The organism is Methylobacterium sp. D53M (assembly GCF_053345625.1).
Map to the genome: position 1 here is coordinate 177721 of NZ_JBKFAL010000006.1, position 16410 is coordinate 194130.

The 16410-nt window shown below is 72.3% G+C and carries 13 protein-coding genes; 7 read left to right on the forward strand and 6 right to left on the reverse strand.

Going from position 1 to position 16410, the window contains the following annotated elements; genetic code table 11:
• Positions 1 to 9: 9 nt before the first annotated feature.
• Together ydiJ and ACLBYG_RS12580 are read left to right on the forward strand one after the other, a co-directional pair.
• Positions 10 to 3093 (forward strand): D-2-hydroxyglutarate dehydrogenase YdiJ, encoded by a 3084-nt coding sequence (gene ydiJ, locus ACLBYG_RS12575; protein ID WP_447681668.1) that lies wholly within the window; start codon positions 10 to 12, stop codon positions 3091 to 3093.
• Positions 3094 to 3101: 8 nt separating this feature from the next.
• A complete protein-coding gene (locus ACLBYG_RS12580) occupies positions 3102 to 4004 on the forward strand; it encodes a ketopantoate reductase family protein (RefSeq protein ID WP_447681669.1) in 903 nt (300 codons plus the stop codon).
• 50 nt (positions 4005 to 4054) lie between these two features.
• On the opposite strand, the gene ACLBYG_RS12585 is transcribed toward ACLBYG_RS12580, so the two are convergent.
• From ACLBYG_RS12585 to ACLBYG_RS12600, 4 genes are all read right to left on the reverse strand, one after another.
• On the reverse strand, positions 4055 to 4369 hold the full coding sequence (locus tag ACLBYG_RS12585) for a hypothetical protein (protein WP_012320505.1): 315 nt from the start codon (positions 4367 to 4369) through the stop codon (positions 4055 to 4057).
• 17 nt (positions 4370 to 4386) lie between these two features.
• The gene (locus tag ACLBYG_RS12590) at positions 4387 to 6006 is read right to left on the reverse strand and encodes a hybrid sensor histidine kinase/response regulator (protein WP_447681670.1); all 1620 of its coding nucleotides are present in this window, start codon (positions 6004 to 6006) and stop codon (positions 4387 to 4389) included.
• Positions 6007 to 6138: 132 nt separating this feature from the next.
• Complete coding sequence (locus ACLBYG_RS12595) at positions 6139 to 8112, reverse strand: AI-2E family transporter (RefSeq protein WP_447681671.1); 1974 nt, start codon at positions 8110 to 8112, stop codon at positions 6139 to 6141.
• A 72-nt stretch (positions 8113 to 8184) separates the two neighbouring features.
• A complete protein-coding gene (locus tag ACLBYG_RS12600; protein ID WP_020092557.1) occupies positions 8185 to 8565 on the reverse strand; it encodes a response regulator in 381 nt (126 codons plus the stop codon).
• A gap of 196 nt (positions 8566 to 8761) precedes the next feature.
• Between ACLBYG_RS12600 and ACLBYG_RS12605 the strand changes: the two genes are divergently transcribed.
• The 3 genes from ACLBYG_RS12605 to ACLBYG_RS12615 all read left to right on the forward strand — a co-directional run bounded on the left by ACLBYG_RS12605 (position 8762) and on the right by ACLBYG_RS12615 (position 11752).
• Positions 8762 to 9397 (forward strand): glutathione S-transferase family protein, encoded by a 636-nt coding sequence (locus tag ACLBYG_RS12605; RefSeq protein ID WP_447681672.1) that lies wholly within the window; start codon positions 8762 to 8764, stop codon positions 9395 to 9397.
• 117 nt (positions 9398 to 9514) lie between these two features.
• Positions 9515 to 10429: an amino acid ABC transporter substrate-binding protein gene (locus ACLBYG_RS12610; RefSeq protein WP_447681673.1), complete on the forward strand. Its 915-nt coding sequence runs from the start codon at positions 9515 to 9517 to the stop codon at positions 10427 to 10429.
• Positions 10430 to 10510: 81 nt separating this feature from the next.
• Positions 10511 to 11752: an MFS transporter gene (locus ACLBYG_RS12615; RefSeq protein WP_175556284.1), complete on the forward strand. Its 1242-nt coding sequence runs from the start codon at positions 10511 to 10513 to the stop codon at positions 11750 to 11752.
• A 336-nt stretch (positions 11753 to 12088) separates the two neighbouring features.
• On the opposite strand, the gene ACLBYG_RS12620 is transcribed toward ACLBYG_RS12615, so the two are convergent.
• Both ACLBYG_RS12620 and ACLBYG_RS12625 read right to left on the reverse strand, forming a co-directional pair.
• On the reverse strand, positions 12089 to 13333 hold the full coding sequence (locus tag ACLBYG_RS12620; RefSeq protein ID WP_447681674.1) for an NAD(P)/FAD-dependent oxidoreductase: 1245 nt from the start codon (positions 13331 to 13333) through the stop codon (positions 12089 to 12091).
• A complete protein-coding gene (locus ACLBYG_RS12625) occupies positions 13330 to 14277 on the reverse strand; it encodes a LysR family transcriptional regulator (RefSeq protein WP_447681675.1) in 948 nt (315 codons plus the stop codon). The genes ACLBYG_RS12620 and ACLBYG_RS12625 overlap by 4 nt, the downstream gene beginning before the upstream one ends.
• Before the next feature lie 182 nt (positions 14278 to 14459).
• Between ACLBYG_RS12625 and ACLBYG_RS12630 the strand changes: the two genes are divergently transcribed.
• On the forward strand, positions 14460 to 15515 hold the full coding sequence (locus tag ACLBYG_RS12630) for a class 1 fructose-bisphosphatase (RefSeq protein ID WP_447681676.1): 1056 nt from the start codon (positions 14460 to 14462) through the stop codon (positions 15513 to 15515).
• A gap of 23 nt (positions 15516 to 15538) precedes the next feature.
• Entirely contained in the window at positions 15539 to 16399 is an 861-nt protein-coding gene (locus ACLBYG_RS12635) for a phosphoribulokinase (protein WP_091926233.1), read from the forward strand.
• Positions 16400 to 16410: the final 11 nt, after the last annotated feature.

A 16410-nucleotide genomic window follows, 5' to 3' on the forward strand; every position in this document is an offset into this window, starting at 1 on the left:
AAGGCGCGGATGATCCCGGTCCTGACCCGCCACACCGAGGCCGTGCCGCTCTACGCCGCGGCCTGCGCCGAGCTGCGCCTGCGCGGCTTCGAGGGCGACCTGACGCTCTCGGACGCCGACCGCACGGTCTTTTCCACCGACAACTCGATCTACCAGGTGGCGCCGGGGGCCGTGGCCTTTCCGCGCACCCGCGACGACCTCGTGCGCGTCGCCAAGCTCCTCGCGGATCCGCGCTTCGCCGAGATCGTGATCCGGCCCCGGGGCGGGGCGACCGGCACCAACGGGCAGTCGCTGGGCCACGGCCTCGTGGTCGACACCTCGCGGCACATGAACCGCATCCTGGAGATCGACGTCGCGAACCGCGTCGTCCGGGTCGAGCCGGGGGTGGTGAAGGACCAGCTCAACCGGGATCTCGCCAAGCACGGCCTGTTCTTCGCGCCGGAGCTCTCCACCTCGAACCGCGCCACGATCGGCGGGATGATCTCGACCGATGCCTGCGGGCAGGGCTCGTGCCTCTACGGCAAGACCCGGGACCACGTCCTCGCGCTGACCTGCGTGCTCACCGACGGCACGGTCTGGACCGCCGAGCCCTTGGACCCGGCCGGGCTCGACGCCGCCAAGGGCCGCGACGACCGCGTCGGCGCCATCCACCGCACCGTCGACGCCGTCGTCACCGAGAACGCCGCGCTCATCGCCGAGCGCTTCCCCAAGCTCAACCGCTGCCTCACCGGCTACGACCTCGCGCATCTGCGCGACGCGGGCGGCCGGTTCGACCTCAAGAGCGTGATCTGCGGCTCCGAGGGGACGCTGGCGCTGATCGCCGAGGCGCGGCTGAACGTGCTGCCGATCCCCAAGGCCGCCGTGCTGGTCGCGCTCTCGTACATCGACTTCGACGCGGCGCTGCGCGACGCGCAGGCGCTGCTGCCGTTCGGCGCCGCTTCCGTTGAGACGATCGACTCCACGGTCCTGGCGCTGGCCCGCAAGGACCCGATCTGGGCCGAAGTGCGGGCCTTCTTCCCCGACGATCCGGCCGGGCGGCCGGTGGACGGCATCAATCTCGTGGAGTTCGTCGGCGACGACGCCGCGACCGTGGAGGCGGCCCTCGCGCGGCTCACCGGGATGCTGGAGGCCGAGCGCGGCACCGACACGAAGCGCCTCGGCTTCACCATCGCCCGGGGCGACGCGATCGAGCGGCTCTGGACCATGCGCAAGAAGGCGGTGGGCCTGCTCGGCGCCGCCAAGGGCGACGCGCGCCCGATCCCGTTCGTGGAGGACACGGCGGTCCCGCCGGAGCGGCTCGCCGACTTCATCGCGGAGTTCCGCGCGCTCCTCGACGGCAAGGGGCTGCGCTACGGCATGTTCGGCCACGTCGATGCCGGCGTGCTGCACGTGCGGCCGGCCATCGACCTCAAGGACCCGGCGCAGAACGGTCTGATCCGCGAGGTCACGGAGGGGGTGGTCGCGCTCACCGCCAAGTACGGCGGCCTGCTCTGGGGCGAGCACGGCAAGGGCTTCCGCTCGGAATTCGTGCCGGAGACGTTCGGGCCGCTGATGCCGGCGCTGGAGGCGGTCAAGCGCGCCTTCGACCCGGACGACCGGATGAACCCGGGCAAGATCGCCTCGGCCAGGGGCGCTGACCTGACCCGGATCGACGGCGTGCCGCGCCGGGGCGAGCGGGACCGCACCATCCCGGCGCCGGTCCGGGAGGATTTCGACGAAGCGCTCCACTGCAACGGCAACGGCGCCTGCTTCAGCTTCGACGCGGACGAGGCCATGTGCCCGTCGTGGAAGGCGACGCGGGAGCGGCGCCACTCGCCCAAGGGTCGCGCCTCGCTGATGCGCGAGTGGCTGCGCCGCGCGGCGGTGGCCGGGGTCGACCCGGCCGCCGAGCTGGCGCGGCAGCGCGCCGGGTGGCTCTCCGACGTGGCGGCGACCCTGCGGAGCCGCCTCGGCGGCCGGTCCGAGGCCGACGACTTCTCCCACGCCGTCAAGGAGGCGATGGACGGCTGCCTCGCCTGCAAGTCCTGCACGGGGTCCTGCCCGATCAAGGTCGACGTGCCGACCTTCCGGGCGAAGTTCCTGGCGCTCTATCACACGCGCTACGCGCGGCCGCTGAAGGACCATCTCGTGGCGGCGCTGGAGCCGCTGCTGCCCCTGGCGGCGCGGGCGCCGCGCCTCTTCAACGCGGTCCTGGCCAATTCGCTGGCCCGGCTGATCCTGGCCCGGGCCGGGCTGGTGGCGATCCCGGCCCTGTCGCCCGTCGCGCTCGCGGCGCGGCTGGCGGAACGCGGCGTCGCCGTCGCGTCCCCGGACGCCCTGGCCCGGCTGGACCCGCGGGAGCGCGCGCGGTCCGTGCTGGTGGTGCAGGACGCCTTCACCAGCCATTTCGACGCGGAAGTCGTGGCCGACAGCTGCGACCTCCTCGCCGCCCTCGGCTTCCGGCCCTGGCTGGTGCCCTACCGGCCGAACGGCAAGCCGCTGCACGTGCACGGCTTCCTGGCGCGGTTCGCCGCCGTCGCCCGCTCGAACGCCGCGATGCTGCGCGACCTCGCCGGGCACGGCGTGCCCCTGGTCGGGATCGACCCGTCGATGACGCTGACCTACCGGTCCGAGTACGCGCAGGCGCTGGGCGGCGATCTCCCGAAGGTCCACCTCCTGCAGGAATGGCTCGCCGCCCGGCTCGACCGGATCGCGCCGGGGCAGGGCGGGCGCACGATGCGGCTGCTGCCCCACTGCACCGAGCGCACCAACGCGCCGGGCGCGGTGCGGGACTGGCAGGCCGTGTTCGCCCATCTCGGCCTGCGGCTCGAGGTGCCGGCCGCCGGCTGCTGCGGCATGGCGGGGACCTACGGCCACGAGGCGCGCCACCGCGCCACCTCCGAGGCGATCTACGGCCTGAGCTGGGCCCGCCACGTCGCCGAGGCGCCCGGCTGCACCCTGCTGGCGGACGGCTATTCCTGCCGCTCCCAGGCCAAGCTGGTCGACGGCGTGCGGCTGCGGCACCCGGCCCAGGCGCTGCTGGAGCATGTCCGCGCGTCTGAGGCGGGCGCGGCGCCCTTCCATCCCGAGCGCGCCGCCGCGGTGGCGCCGTGAGCCCCGCCGTGAGCCCCGCCACGACCGTCGCCGTCGTGGGGGCCGGTGCGGTCGGCTGCTACTACGGGTTCCTCCTGGCGCGGGCCGGCCACGCGGTGACGCTGATCGGCCGTCCCGCCCTGGTCGAGGCGGTGGAGAAGGACGGTCTCGTGCTGGAGAGCGCGGCCGGGACGGCCTCCGTGCCCGTCCGGGCGACCGATACGGGGGCGGGCGTGTCGGGCGCCGACCTCGTGCTGGTCTGCGTGAAGTCGGGCGACACCGAGGCGGCGGGCGCGATGATCGCCCCCCACCTCGATCCGGCCGCCACGGTCCTCAGCCTCCAGAACGGCGTCGACAACGCCGAGCGGCTCGCCGCCGTGCTGGGCCGGCCGGTGGTGCCGGTGGCGGTCTACGTCGCCACCGCGATGGCGGGCCCCGGCCACGTCCGGCACAACGGGCGCGGCGACCTGATCCTCGGCGCGTCCGAGACGAGCGGGCGCGTCGCCGCCGCGTTCGCGGCGGCCGGCATCCCGACCACCGTCTCGGCGAAGGCCGTCGACGCGCTCTGGGCGAAGCTGATCATCAACTGCGCCTACAACGCCCTGTCGGCCCTGACGCAGCTGCCCTACGGCCGCCTGGTGGAGGGCGAGGGCGTGGCCGCGGTCATCGCGGACGTCGTCCAGGAATGCGCGCGCGTCGCGGAGGCCGAGGGCGTGTCCGTGTCGCCCGGCATCCTCGACGACGTGATGGCGCTCAGCACCGCCATGGCCGGACAGCGCTCGTCCACCGCCCAGGACCTGGCCCGCGGCCGGCCGAGCGAGATCGACCACCTCAACGGCACCATCGTGCGCCGGGGCGCGGCGCACGGGATCCCGACGCCGGCGAACCGGCTGCTGCACGCGCTGGTCAAGCTCGCCGAGCGGCGGGACTGAGATCGGCCCCGCACCGGCCGGAGGCCGGCGGCCCGGCTCGCGACGGGCCGTCAGGCCCGAGCGGCGGCGTTGGCCTTGCGGGTCGCGGCGGCCTTCCGGGCGGAGGCGGAGCGCTCCGCGGCCGTCCGCCCGGCCGAGGCCTTGCCGCCGGACGCGCCGCCCTTGTGGGCGGCCGGGTGACCGGTGGCCTTGCCGCGGCCCGATCCGCCCGGCTTCTTGCCGCCGCCGTCGTCCTTGTTGACGGTGGCCCAGGCCCGGGCCTCCGCTTCCTTCTCCGGCACGCCGCGGGACTCGTACGACTCGGCGATGTGCTCGGCCTTGCGCTTCTGCTTGTCGGTGTATTTCGACTTGTCGCCCTGGGACATGGGCCGTCTCCCGAAGCTCAGCCCACCCCGGTCGGACCGTCGAGGATCGCGCGCACGCGGCGGACCAGCTCCGTGCGCCGGTAGGGCTTGTTCAGGAGATCAAACTCCGAGCCGCCGATATCGGTTCGCTCCAGGCTCGCCTCCGCGTAGCCCGTGGCGAGCAGCACCTTGAGCTTGGGCTGGCGGCGCCGGGCCTCGCGGGCCAGGAGCACACCGTTCATGCCCCCCGGCATGATCAGGTCGGTGAAGAGCAGATCGACCTTCCCGCTCGAATCCAGGATCTCCAGCGCCTCGCGGGCGTTGCTCGCGACCAGCGTCGTGTAGCCGAAGTCCCGCAGGATGGTGCGGGCGAGCTCGGCCACGTCCTCGCGGTCGTCGACGATCAGGATCGTCTCGGTGCCCTGGCGGTCCACGGCCCGCAGCGAGACCTTCGCGGGGGCGTTGACGTCGCCGTCGGTCGCGGGGAACGACAGGCGCACCGTCGTGCCGGACCCCACCGCCGACTCGATCTGCGCGGCGCCGCCCGACTGCTTGGCGAAGCCGTAGACCATCGACAGGCCGAGACCCGTACCCTTGCCCTCCTCCTTGGTGGTGAAGAACGGGTCCATCACCCGGGCGAGCACGGCGGGCGGGATGCCGGTGCCGCTGTCCTTGATGGCGATGCTGACGTAGCGGCCGTCGCGCAGCGGGCCGATCTCCCGGCCGCGCGCGGCGATCTCGCTGTTCTCGGTGGAGATCCGGACGGTGCCGCCCTCCGGCATCGCGTCGCGGGCGTTGATCAGCACGTTCAGGATCGCGACCTCGGCCTGGGTCGGGTCGACGCGGCAGTTCCAGAGATCGGGCGCGAGGTCGAGTTCGACCTTCACGGTCTCGCCCACCGAGCGAGCGACCATCTCGCCCATCCCCTCGATCAGGGTGTTGAGATTGACCGCGCGGCCGTCCAGCCGCTGCTTGCGGGCGAAGGCCAGCAATTGCTGCGTCAGCGTCGTGGCGCGCTCGGCCGCCTGCCGGATGTTCTCGGTGGCGCGGCCGAGCCGCGCGCGGTCGGCGTCGGGCTTCTCCAGTCCGGCCGCCAGGATGTCGACGTAGCCGACGATCACCTGCAGCAGGTTGTTGAAATCGTGCGCGATGCCGCCGGTGAGCTGGCCGAGCGCCTCCATCTTCTGGGCCTGACCCAGCGCCTCCTCGGCGTCGCGGCGGCGCGAGACGTCGAGCTGCGAGCCGAAGTAGTACACGAGCTCGCCGTCGGCATTGTAGACCGGCGAGACGAACAGGGCGTTCCAGAAGGTCGAGCCGTTCTTGCGGTAGTTCAGGATCTCGGTGGCGAACTCGCGCTTCTCGGCGATCGCCGCGCGGACCTGCGCGACGCTCTCGCGGTCGGTGTCGGGACCCTGGAGGAAGCGGCAGTTGCGCCCGATCAGCTCTTCCGGCGTGTAGCCGGTCATCGCCAGGAACGCCCGGTTGGCGAAGATGATCGGGTTGTCGGGCTGGCGCGGATCGGTGACGATCATCGGCATCCGCGTCGTCTCGACGGCCGCGAAGAAGATGTCGCTCTTGCGATCGGTGATGTCGCTCGGGGCGCCGTCCCGGATCGGCGGACTCGGCCCGGAGGGCGGTGTTTCTGGCGTCTCAGACATGCGAGGCGGTCGTCACCTTCCTGGCCGGGAAAGACCTCTGCGCGCGGTCGATCACGCGAGGCGTGCGCGAGACTAGCGGCCGGACGGCCGAAGTCGACCTTGTATCCCCAGCGGCGGTGTCGCGCGAAGGGCTCATGCCGCGGCCGGCCGCGCCGCCTCGGAAGGCGCGCCCACGGGGACCGGGACGAGCCGGGGCGGCGCGGCCTCGCGGCAGGCGCCCAGCACCGCTGACAGCGCCTCGTTCAGCGACGTCACCAGGAAGTCCGCCGAGGTCGCTCGGCGCAGGCGCTCCAGGGTCGCGGGATCGCGCTCGCGCCAGAAGCCGACCAGGATGCGGACACCCGGCACCGCGGCCCGGGCCTGCCGGACGGTGAACCGGATCTGCGACAGGCTCACCGGCTCCAGGTAGGAGAAGCAGATCAGCGCCAGCGCGTCCGGGTTCTCGGGCCGCTCCCCGGCGCGGATCGCCGCCATCGACAGGATCTGCGAGGCCAGCCCGTGGCGCGCGAGGATCTGGCTCAGCATCAGCGTCGCCGCCTCGTCGAACGGGCCGCGGCTCGACACGCACAGGACCGGCGTCTCGCCGCGCCAGTTGGGCGCGAGATCCTCGCGCTCGAGGACGATGCCGGCCACCTGCCGGTCGGGCCCGACGGCGGCCAGCGCCGCCGCGGTCTCGGTGTCGGGGCCGCGGCCGGATCCCCGCCGGGCGCGGCGCCCGACCGGCGCCGTGCCGAGGCGGTCCACCACCGTCCCGATCGCGGCACCGACCTCCGCCTGCCGTTCCCGATCCAGTGTGCCGCGGGACAGATCCTCCTGCGCCAGCAGGAGGCCCGCGAGGGCGACCTCGTCGTAGTAGGTGACGAGGGCGCGCTCCTTCAGGAACTGCCAGCCCTGATCGATCGCCTCGACCGGGTCGCCGGCCAGCATGCGCTGGTAGAAGATCTCGGGCGGCGACAGGGCGGGCTGATCGCCGAGCAGCACGTCGAGGTACCAGAGCCGCTCCACGTGCCGGCCGAGCACCACGAGGCAGACGGTGAGGGGCGTGGCCAGCACGAGGCCGATCGGGCCCCACAGGAACGTCCAGATCGTCGCGGCCAGGATGACGGCGACCGGCGAGAGGCCGGTGGAGTGCCCGTAGAGCAGCGGCTCGATCACGTGGCCGCAGATCGGCTCGACCACGAGGAACAGGGCCGCGGTGGCGATCACCATGCTCCAGCCGGGATCGACGGCGGCCGCGAGGATCAGCGGCAGCAGGGCGCTGATCGCCGCGCCGATATAGGGCACGAACCGCAGGATCGCGGCGAGCACGCCGAAGAGGGTCGGGCTCGGCACGCCGATCAGCCAGAGGCCGATGCCGATCACCAGCCCGAAGGCGATGTTGAGGGCGAGCTGGGCCAGGAAGAACCGGCTCAGCCGGCTCGTGGCGTCGTCGATCGCCGCCGTCGTGCGCCGCAGGTCGCCCGAGCCGCCGGCGAGCCGGATCGCCCGGTTCCGCAGGTCCTCGCGCTGGAGCAGGATGAAGATCGTGAAGATCAGGATCAGGCCGGTCGTCGCCAGCGGGTGCAGGATCGGGCCGGCGAAGGTCTGAAGCGTGTCGACGACGCTCGCGCGGGCGGGGGTGAGCTCGACCGTGAGCGGGTGCGTGCGCGATCCCGGCTCGCCGCGGACCTCCGCGGCCGGCGGCGGCTGCAGGGTGGCGCTGAGATCCTGCACCATGTCGACGATCCGCGAGAGCGTGCCGGTCCCGGCCGTCGCCCCGCGCAGATCCTTGATCTTCGTGCGCATCACCTGCGTGTAGCGCGGCAGGTCGGAGGCGAGCTGGGACGCCTCGCTGGCGATCAGGCTGCCGATGCCGAACAGGGCGCCGAAGACGATCACCACGACGAGCAGGACCGCGGGCGCGCGGGGCACGCGCAGCCGCCGCAGCATCCGCACCGCCGGCACGAGGACGAAGCTCAAGAGGATCGCCAGCGTCACCGGCACGAGGATCTCGCGCCCGAGGTAGAGGGCCGCCATCGTGGCGACCACGAGGAGGAGCGACGCCAGCGCCACGAAGATCGGCAGGCCCTGCCGCAGGCGCTGGGCAGTGACGGGATCCTCGCTCACGGACACGCTCCACTCACATCAGGTCTCGGGGCCGCAGATCTCGGGGCCGCAGGTCGCGCGTCCGCTGCCGGGTCAGCTCGCCTGCGCGGTCTCGCCCAGGGCGGCGCTGATCTGGCTGAGCAGCTTCGAGAAATCGACGGGCTTCGGGTGATAGTCGTCGCAGCCGGCCTGGATGGCCTTGTCGCGGTCGCCCGACATGGCGTGGGCCGTGAGCGCGATGATCGGGATCGCCCGGGTGTCGGTACCGGATTTCAGCGTCCGGGCGACCGACCAGCCGTCGAGGACCGGCAGGTTCATGTCGAGGAGGATCACGTCGGGCTGGCCCGAGCGCGCCTGCCGGACGCCGGCCTCGCCGTCATGCGCGAGCATCACCTCGTAGCCGCGCCGCTTGAGGCGGCGCGAGAGGAAATCCCAGATCTCTTCGTGGTCCTCGACCAGCAGTATCTTCGCCATCAGAACTCGTAACCCCCGGCTCGCGTCGTGCCGGTCGGAAGCCCAACGCGCGGCAACGCACAATCGCCCAACGTTCCTGCCGCGATTCCGGTCCCTGAGGAAGTGGCGCTCCGGTCCGCGGTTGACCCGTTGGTCCGCGGGTAAGAGCGTGGACGCCAACGAATCGACAATCCTCGGACGGGGCGGGACAACCACTATGCCTGACATCGAGCTCTATCATTCGCCCAACACCCGCTCGTCGGGCGTGCGCGTGCTGCTCGAGGAACTCGGGGTCCCGTACCGGCTGCACGCGCTCAACATGCGCGCCGGCGAGCACCTCCAGGACGCCTATCGCTCCGTGAACCCGATGGCGAAGGTGCCGGCGATCCGCCACGGCGACGCCCTGGTGACCGAGCAGGCGGCCGTCTACCTCTACCTCGCCGACCTGTTCCCCGAGGCGGGGCTCGCCCCGGCACCGACCGAGTCCGACCGGGCCACCTACCTGCGCTGGATGGTGTTCTACGGCTCCTGCTTCGAGCCCGCGGTGATCGACCGGTACCTGAAGCGGGAGCCGGGCCCGCGCGCCATGTCGGCCTACGCCGATTACGACAGCGTCATCGCCCGGGTGAAGGAGGCCCTGACGCCCGGCCCGTACCTGCTCGGCGCGCGCTTCAGCGCCGCCGACGTGCTGTGGGGCGGCGCCCTCGGCTGGACGACGGGCTTCGGCCTCGTCGCGCCCGACCCGGTGCTGGCGGCCTACGTGGAGCGCATCCGGTCCCGCCCGGCCTCGCGGAAGGTCGCGGCCGCGGACGCGCAGCTCGCCGAGGCGCACCAGGCGGCCGCGTCGACCTGACCGCGGCCGGACTCTTGCTGGGGCTCGCGCCGGGGGCCGGCCCCGGCGCGCGGTCCGGTCTCCCGCCGCCGGCGCACCCCGCGGACGGCCCCTCGCGCGACCGGAACCCGTCGGCCCATGCGTCTGCTCGCTCCCCTCATCGCCGCGCTCCTCCTCGGCGCCCCCGCGGGGGCCGCGCGGGCCGCCGATCTCACCGGAACCCTCAGGAAGATCCACGACAGCAACAGGCTGGTCCTCGGCGTGCGCGATACCGCGACCCCGTTCAGCTACCTGGACCAGAACCAGAAGGTCGTCGGCTTCGCGGTCGACATCTGCCTGAGGATCGCCGACGCGGTGAAGCGCGAACTGAAGATGCCGGGCCTCGAGGTCGGGATGGAGTTCGTCAACTCCTCCTCCCGCATCCCGCTGATGACCAACGGCACGATCGATCTGGAGTGCGGGACGACCACCAACAACGCCGAGCGCAAGAAGCAGGTGGACTTCACCAACACGCACTTCCTCACGGCGACCCGCTTCGTCTCCCGCAAGGACCAGCACATCGCCGGCCTGGACGACCTGCGCGGCAAGACGGTCTCGTCGGTCGCCGGCTCGACCAACATCCTGATGCTGATCAAGGCCAACAACGAGCGCAAGCTCGGCATCACGGTGATCGCCGCCAAGGACGTCCCGGAGGGGTTCCTCATGGTCGAGACCGGCCGGGCCTCGGCCTTCGTCATGGACGACGTGCAGCTCAGCGTGGTCGCGGCCCAGTCCAAGGAGCCCGCCGCCTACGCGGTCAGCGAGGAGACCCTGTCCAATCCGGAGCCCTACGGGATCATGCTGCGCAAGGACGACCCGGCCTTCAAGGCGGTGGTCGACCGGGCGACGGCCGATCTCTACCGGAGCCCCGAGATCACGGTGCTCTACGACCGCTGGTTCCTGAAGCCCGTGCCGCCGCGCGGCCTCAACTACAACGTGCCGCTGTCGTCGGCCCTGCGCTGGGCCTTCGCGCACCCGACCGACAATTCGGATCCCGCGTTCTACGCGCACTGATCTGTCGCGCGGCGGGGTTCCGCTCGGGCGAGGGAGATGCGATGCCGCGGGTCTGATCCCGCCCGCGTCGCGAAGCGTGCCATGACCGACAGCACAGAGCCGGCTCTCCCGTCCAGCGCGGCCGTCGCCGCGCCGCCGGCCACGTCGATCCCGCGCCTGATCGTCGTGCTGGCCTGCGCGGGGTTCGGCAGCACCTTCGCGCTCCGCTCGGTCGAGCCCCTCGTCGGCGTGCTCGCCCGGGATCTCGCGAGCGACGCCCACACGGTGGCGCTCCTCTCCACCGCCTTCGCGCTGCCCTACGCGTTCATTCAGCCGGTGCTCGGCCCGATCGGCGACGCGCTCGGCAAGGAGCGGGTGATGAGCACCTGCCTCGCGGTGCTCGCCGTGGCGCTGACCCTGTGCAGCGTCGCGCCGGATATCGGCAGCCTGTTCGGCCTGCGCATGCTGGCGGGGGCGGCCGCGGGCGGCTGCATCCCGCTCTCGCTGGCCCTCCTGGGCGACCGCGTGCCGATGGAGAGCCGCCAGGTGGCGATCGGGCGCTTCCTCGTGGCGGTGATCCTCGGCCAGCTCTCGGGCTCGACCTTCGCGGGCCTGATCGAGGCGGCGATCGGCTGGCGCGGCGTCTTCGCGGTCACCGCCGCGGTGGCCGCCCTGGCCTGCGCGGCGACCGTCCTCGGCTTCGACCGGGCCGGCCGGGCCCCGGCCCGCCGCCCCGCCTTTGGCGAGGCGGTGACGCGCTACCGCACGATCCTGGGCAATCCCCGGGCGCGGGTGCTGTTCTCGGCGGTGTTCATCGAGGCCATCGCGATCTTCGGCGTGTTCCCGCACCTCGCCCCGCTGATCGAGGCGCGGGGGGAGGGCGGCCCGCGCGAGGCCGGGCTGGTTCTGGCGGGGTTCGCGGTCGGCGGCCTGCTTTACTCTGCCCTGGTCGGGCTGCTCGTCCGGCTGCTCGGCCTGCCGCGGATGCTGATCGGCGGCGGCCTGATCTGCGGCGCGTCGCTCACCGTGGTCGGGCTCGCGGGCTCCTGGCAGGTCGACTGCGCCGCGCTCACCGCCATGGGCCTCGGCTTCTACATGCTGCACAACACCTACCAGACGCAGGTCACCGAGGTCGCGCCCAAGGCCCGCGCCTCCGCGGTGGCACTCCACGCCTTCTCGTTCTTCTGCGGCCAGGCGCTCGGCGTCGCGGTGATCGGGCAGGCGCTGCTCCGCTTCGGCCAGCTCGGGGCGCTGCTCGGATGCGCCGTCACCATCCTGGCGCTCGGGATCGCCACCGCCATCGCCCTGCGGCAGAAGCCGGGACCAGTCCCGTTTACCGGCTGAGCGCGCCTTTTCCCGGACGCCCGCAACGCAGTGGAAGGCGATCCGGGAACCAGCACACGAAGCGCCGCGAAAGCGGCACCGCATATCGACGCTTCGCGACGTTTCGCGCTGGATCCCGGGTCGCATTCCGCTGGTGCTCCAGGCGCCCGGGAAAGGGCATGGTGCTCGGACGATTCAGAGCGGCGTCCAGCCGTTCCATGGTTTTCCGAGAGCTAGTCTGAACCGCGCGAGGTCGTCCTTGCGAGCGCAGCGAAGCAATCCAGTGTCGCGCCACGCCTCCCGATGTCGCGCTGCTCTGGGTCGCTTCGCTACGCTCGCGATGACGCGGAGCAGCTCTCAGACCCGCCCCATCGCCAGCGCCTTGAGGTCGAAGCCTAGATCTTCCGCCTGGTCGGGCGTCAGCGGCGTCCCGGCCGCGAGCAGGCGCCGCGCGATCATGTGGTCGCCCGCGCGGTCGACGGATTCCACCGCGCTCAGGCGCCCGTCGCGGAAGCGGAAGACCGAGAAGGCGTCGCCGGTCCCGCGGACGACGCCGGCATCGCCGGGTCCCGACAGGCCCGCGATCTGCAGCTTGTGCGGACCCTGGTCGCTCCAGAACCACGGCAGCGCGCCGTAGGCGGCGGGCTTGCCGGTGAGGCGGGCCGCGAGGCAGCGGCCCTGGTCGATGGCGTTCTGCACGGACTCGATCCGCACCGTCCCGTCCGGCGTCACCCCGTGAGCGAAGGGGATGGGGAAGCGGGCGCAGTCGCCGATCGCCGAGATGGTCGGGTCGGGCGTCGCCAGGAACGCGTCGACCCGCACGCCGTCCTCGGCCGGCAGGCCGGCCTCCGCGGCGAGCTCCCGGTTCGGCAGGACGCCGATCCCGACGAGGACCAGGTCGGCCGCGCGTTCGCTGCCGTCCGCCAGGGCGACGCCGGTGGCGCGGCCGTCCCGCCCGACGATCGCCGTCACGCCCGTCCCGAAGGCGAAGCGCACGCCCATTGCGGCGTGGGCGCGGCGGAAGAATTCGCCCATCTCGGACGAGACCGCCCGGGCCATGGGCCGCTCGGCCGCCTCGATCACCGTCACCGGGAGGCCGCGCGCGGCCGCGACGGCGGCGAATTCGAGACCGATGAAGCCGGCCCCGATGACCACGATCGCCCGGGCCTCGGCGACCGCCGCCTTCAGGGCGTCGGCATCCGCGAGGCCGCGCAGCTGGCGCACGCCCGCGAGTTCGGCGCCCGGGACCGGCAGGGGGCGGTTGCGCGCGCCGGTGGCGAGCACGAGGTGGTCGTAGGGGAGGTCGGTGCCGTCCGAGAGCTGCAGGCGGCGCGCGTCCCGGTCGATCGCGACGGCGCGGAGCCCCGGGCGGTGCGCGATGGCGTGCTCGGCGAAGAAGCCGGGCGGGCGCAGGAACAGGCCATCCCGGTCGGTCTTGCCGGCCAGGTAGGCCTTCGAGAGCGGCGGCCGCTGGTAGGGCAGGGCGGTCTCGTCGCCCACCAGGGTGATCGGGTCGCGGAACCCGCCCTCCCGCAGGGACGCGGCGAGCTGGAAGCCGGCCTGCCCGGCCCCGGCCACGACGACGCCGGCAGCGGCGCTCACGCCTTGGCTCCCGCCAGCACCAGACCGCTCTGGGCGACGCCCGGCAGGCAGCGCGCGCCCTCCGACATCAGGTAGGACCAGACCGCGGAGGCGGCCGGGCCCAGCACCTTGTCGGCGCGCCGGACCGCGTACCAGTCGCGCCGGATCGGCAGGCCCCTGACGTTGAGGAGGACGAGGCGCCCGCTCTCCAGCTCGGCCGCCACGGAATGCACCGAGAGCAGCGCGATCCCGAGCCCGGCCATCACCGCCTGCTTGATGGTCTCGTTCGACCCGGTGTCGATGTCCAGCGGCGCCCGCTTGACCAGGACGCCGCTTATGAACTCCTCGAAGACCATGCGGGTGCCCGAGCCCTCTTCTCGGAGGAAGAACGGCTGGTCCGCGAGGTCCTCGCGGTTCAGGTCGGTCCGGCCCGCCAGGGGATGGCCGGGCGGCGCGATCAGCACGATCGGGTGCGGCCCGAAGGTGGCGGCCTCGATCGGGAAGTCCCGGGGTGGGCGGCCCATCAGGGCGAAGTCGATCTCGTAGCCGCGCAGCGCCTCCACGGTCTGGCCGCGGTTGCGCACCGACAGGCTGATCTCGACGCCGGGATGCTTCTTGACGAAGCCCGCGATCACCTGCGGGGCGAAGTACTTGGCGGTGGAGACGACGCCGAGCGCCACGCGCCCGCCCTCCGCGCCGCGCAGGGTGCGCAGGCGGTCCGTGCAGGTCTCCAGCACCGTGTTGATGCTGTCGATCGCCCAGAGCATCTCGCGGCCGGCATCCGTCGGCTTGAGGCCCCCCGGCGTCCGGTCGAACAGCAGCAGCCCGGCCTCCTCCTCCAGCTGGCGGATGCGCGCGTAGAGGGCGGCCGAGGTGACGTTCAGCTCCTGCGCAGCCCGGGTCATGGTGCCGAGGCGGGCCACGGCAGCGACCGCCTGAAGCTGCTTGAGGGAGAGGTTGCGCATGGCGGACATCTCGTTTTTTTCGTCCTATGGCACAAGATCGCACAGAAATCTTGAAGGCCCCGCCGCGGGTTCCTGTCGATCCGGAGACAGAGACCGCTATCTTGGCAGCCAAGCGGCCGCTACAGAGCCGGCGCGGAACGCGCGATCCCCGCGGACGGGATCCGAGCAGGAGGAGTAGGCCGATGGCAATATCAGCGGCGATCGGGACGCCCCTCGAGACCTGCCTGGTGCAGGCCGTGGACGCCAATCCGGCGCTGAAGGACGCCGCCGCAGTGGTCGCGGCCGTGGCGCGGTCGGCGGTGGAGATCAGCGAGCGGATCGGGCGCGGCGCGCTCGGTGGCGACCTCGCGGCGGCCGGCGATCACAACAGCGACGGCGACGTCCAGAAGGCCCTCGACGTCATCGCTCACGAGAGCGTGACCGCGGCGCTGCGGGGCGCCCCGGTCGCCGAGGTCGCCTCCGAGGAGGCCGAGGAGGTGATGCGTCTGAACCTGGACGCCCCGCTCGCCGTCGCCATCGACCCCCTCGACGGCTCCTCCAACATCGGCGTGAACATGGCCGTCGGCATGATCTTCGGCATCAGGCCATCGATCAAGGATCCGGCGAACCCGCTGGCCTCGTTCACCACCCCCGGCTCGACGCAGATCGCCGCGGGCTTCGTCACCTACGGCCCGGCCACGGCGCTGATCCTGACGCTCGGTGACGGCACCCAGTCCTACGTGCTCGACCGCGCCGAGGGCCGGTTCAAGCTGACGAGCCCGGCGATGTCGGTGCCGGCCTCCACCAAGGAATTCGCCATCAACGCCTCCAACGCCCGGCACTGGGACGCGCCGGTGAAGGCCTATATCGAGGATTGCCAGCGCGGCACCGAGGGGCCGCGCGACAAGGACTACAACATGCGCTGGCTCGCCTCGCTGGTGGCCGACATCCAGCGCGTGCTGACCCGCGGCGGCGTGTTCCTCTACCCGGGCGACGCCCGGAAGAACTACGCCCGCGGCCGCCTGCGGCTGCTCTACGAGGTCGCGCCCGTGGCCATGCTGGTCGAGCAGGCCGGCGGCGCGGCGACCGACGGCCAGACGCGGATCCTCGACCTCGTGGCCACCGGGATCCACGAGCGGGCGCCGCTGGTCTGCGGCTCCACCGAGGAAGTGGCGTGCGTCGCCACCTACTATGCCGGCGGCAAGCCCGATGCCGGCCGCTCGCCGCTCTTCGGCCAGCGCGGCCTGATGCGGTCATAGCCGCACCGTGAAGTCGTAAAGGCATGTCGGCGCGGCACCCCATCATCTCGGTGACCGGCTCCTCCGGGGCCGGGACCACCTCGGTGCGCAACACCTTCGAGCAGATCTTCCGCCGCGAGGACGTGCGGGCGGTCTTCATCGAGGGTGACGGCTTCCACGCCTTCGACCGCGACACGATGCGGGCGATGATGGCGAACGAGCCGACGCTGTCCCACTTCGCGCCGCGGGCCAACCTCCTGCCGGAGCTGGAGGCGGTGTTCCGCAGCTACGCCGAGTCCGGGACGGGCCGGACCCGTCACTACGCCCACGACCAGCACGACGCGCAGGCCTACGGCATCCCGGAGGGCAGCTTCTCGGACTGGGAGACGTTCCCGCCCGATTCCGACCTCCTGTTCTACGAGGGCCTGCACGGCTGCGTGGCCGACCCGGACGTCGACATCGCCCGCTACGCCGACCTGAAGATCGGCGTCGTGCCGGTGATCAACCTCGAATGGATCCAGAAGCTGCACCGGGACCGCTCGTTCCGCGGCTACTCCACCGAGGCGGTGACCGACGTGATCCTGCGGCGCATGCCCGACTACGTGCAGACCATCTGCCCGCAATTCTCGTTCACCGACATCAACTTCCAGCGGGTGCCGACGGTCGACACGTCGAACCCGTTCATCGCCCGCTGGATCCCCACCGCCGACGAGTCGATGGTCGTGATCCGCTTCAAGGACCCGAAGGGGATCGACTTCTCGTATCTCGTCTCCATGATTCACGACAGTTTCATGAGCCGGGCCAACTCCATCGTGATCCCCGGCGGCAAGCTCGACCTGGCGATGCAGCTGATCCTGACGCCGATGATCATGCAGCTCGTCGAGCGCCGCCGCCGGCTGGCCTGAGCCGATCCCGA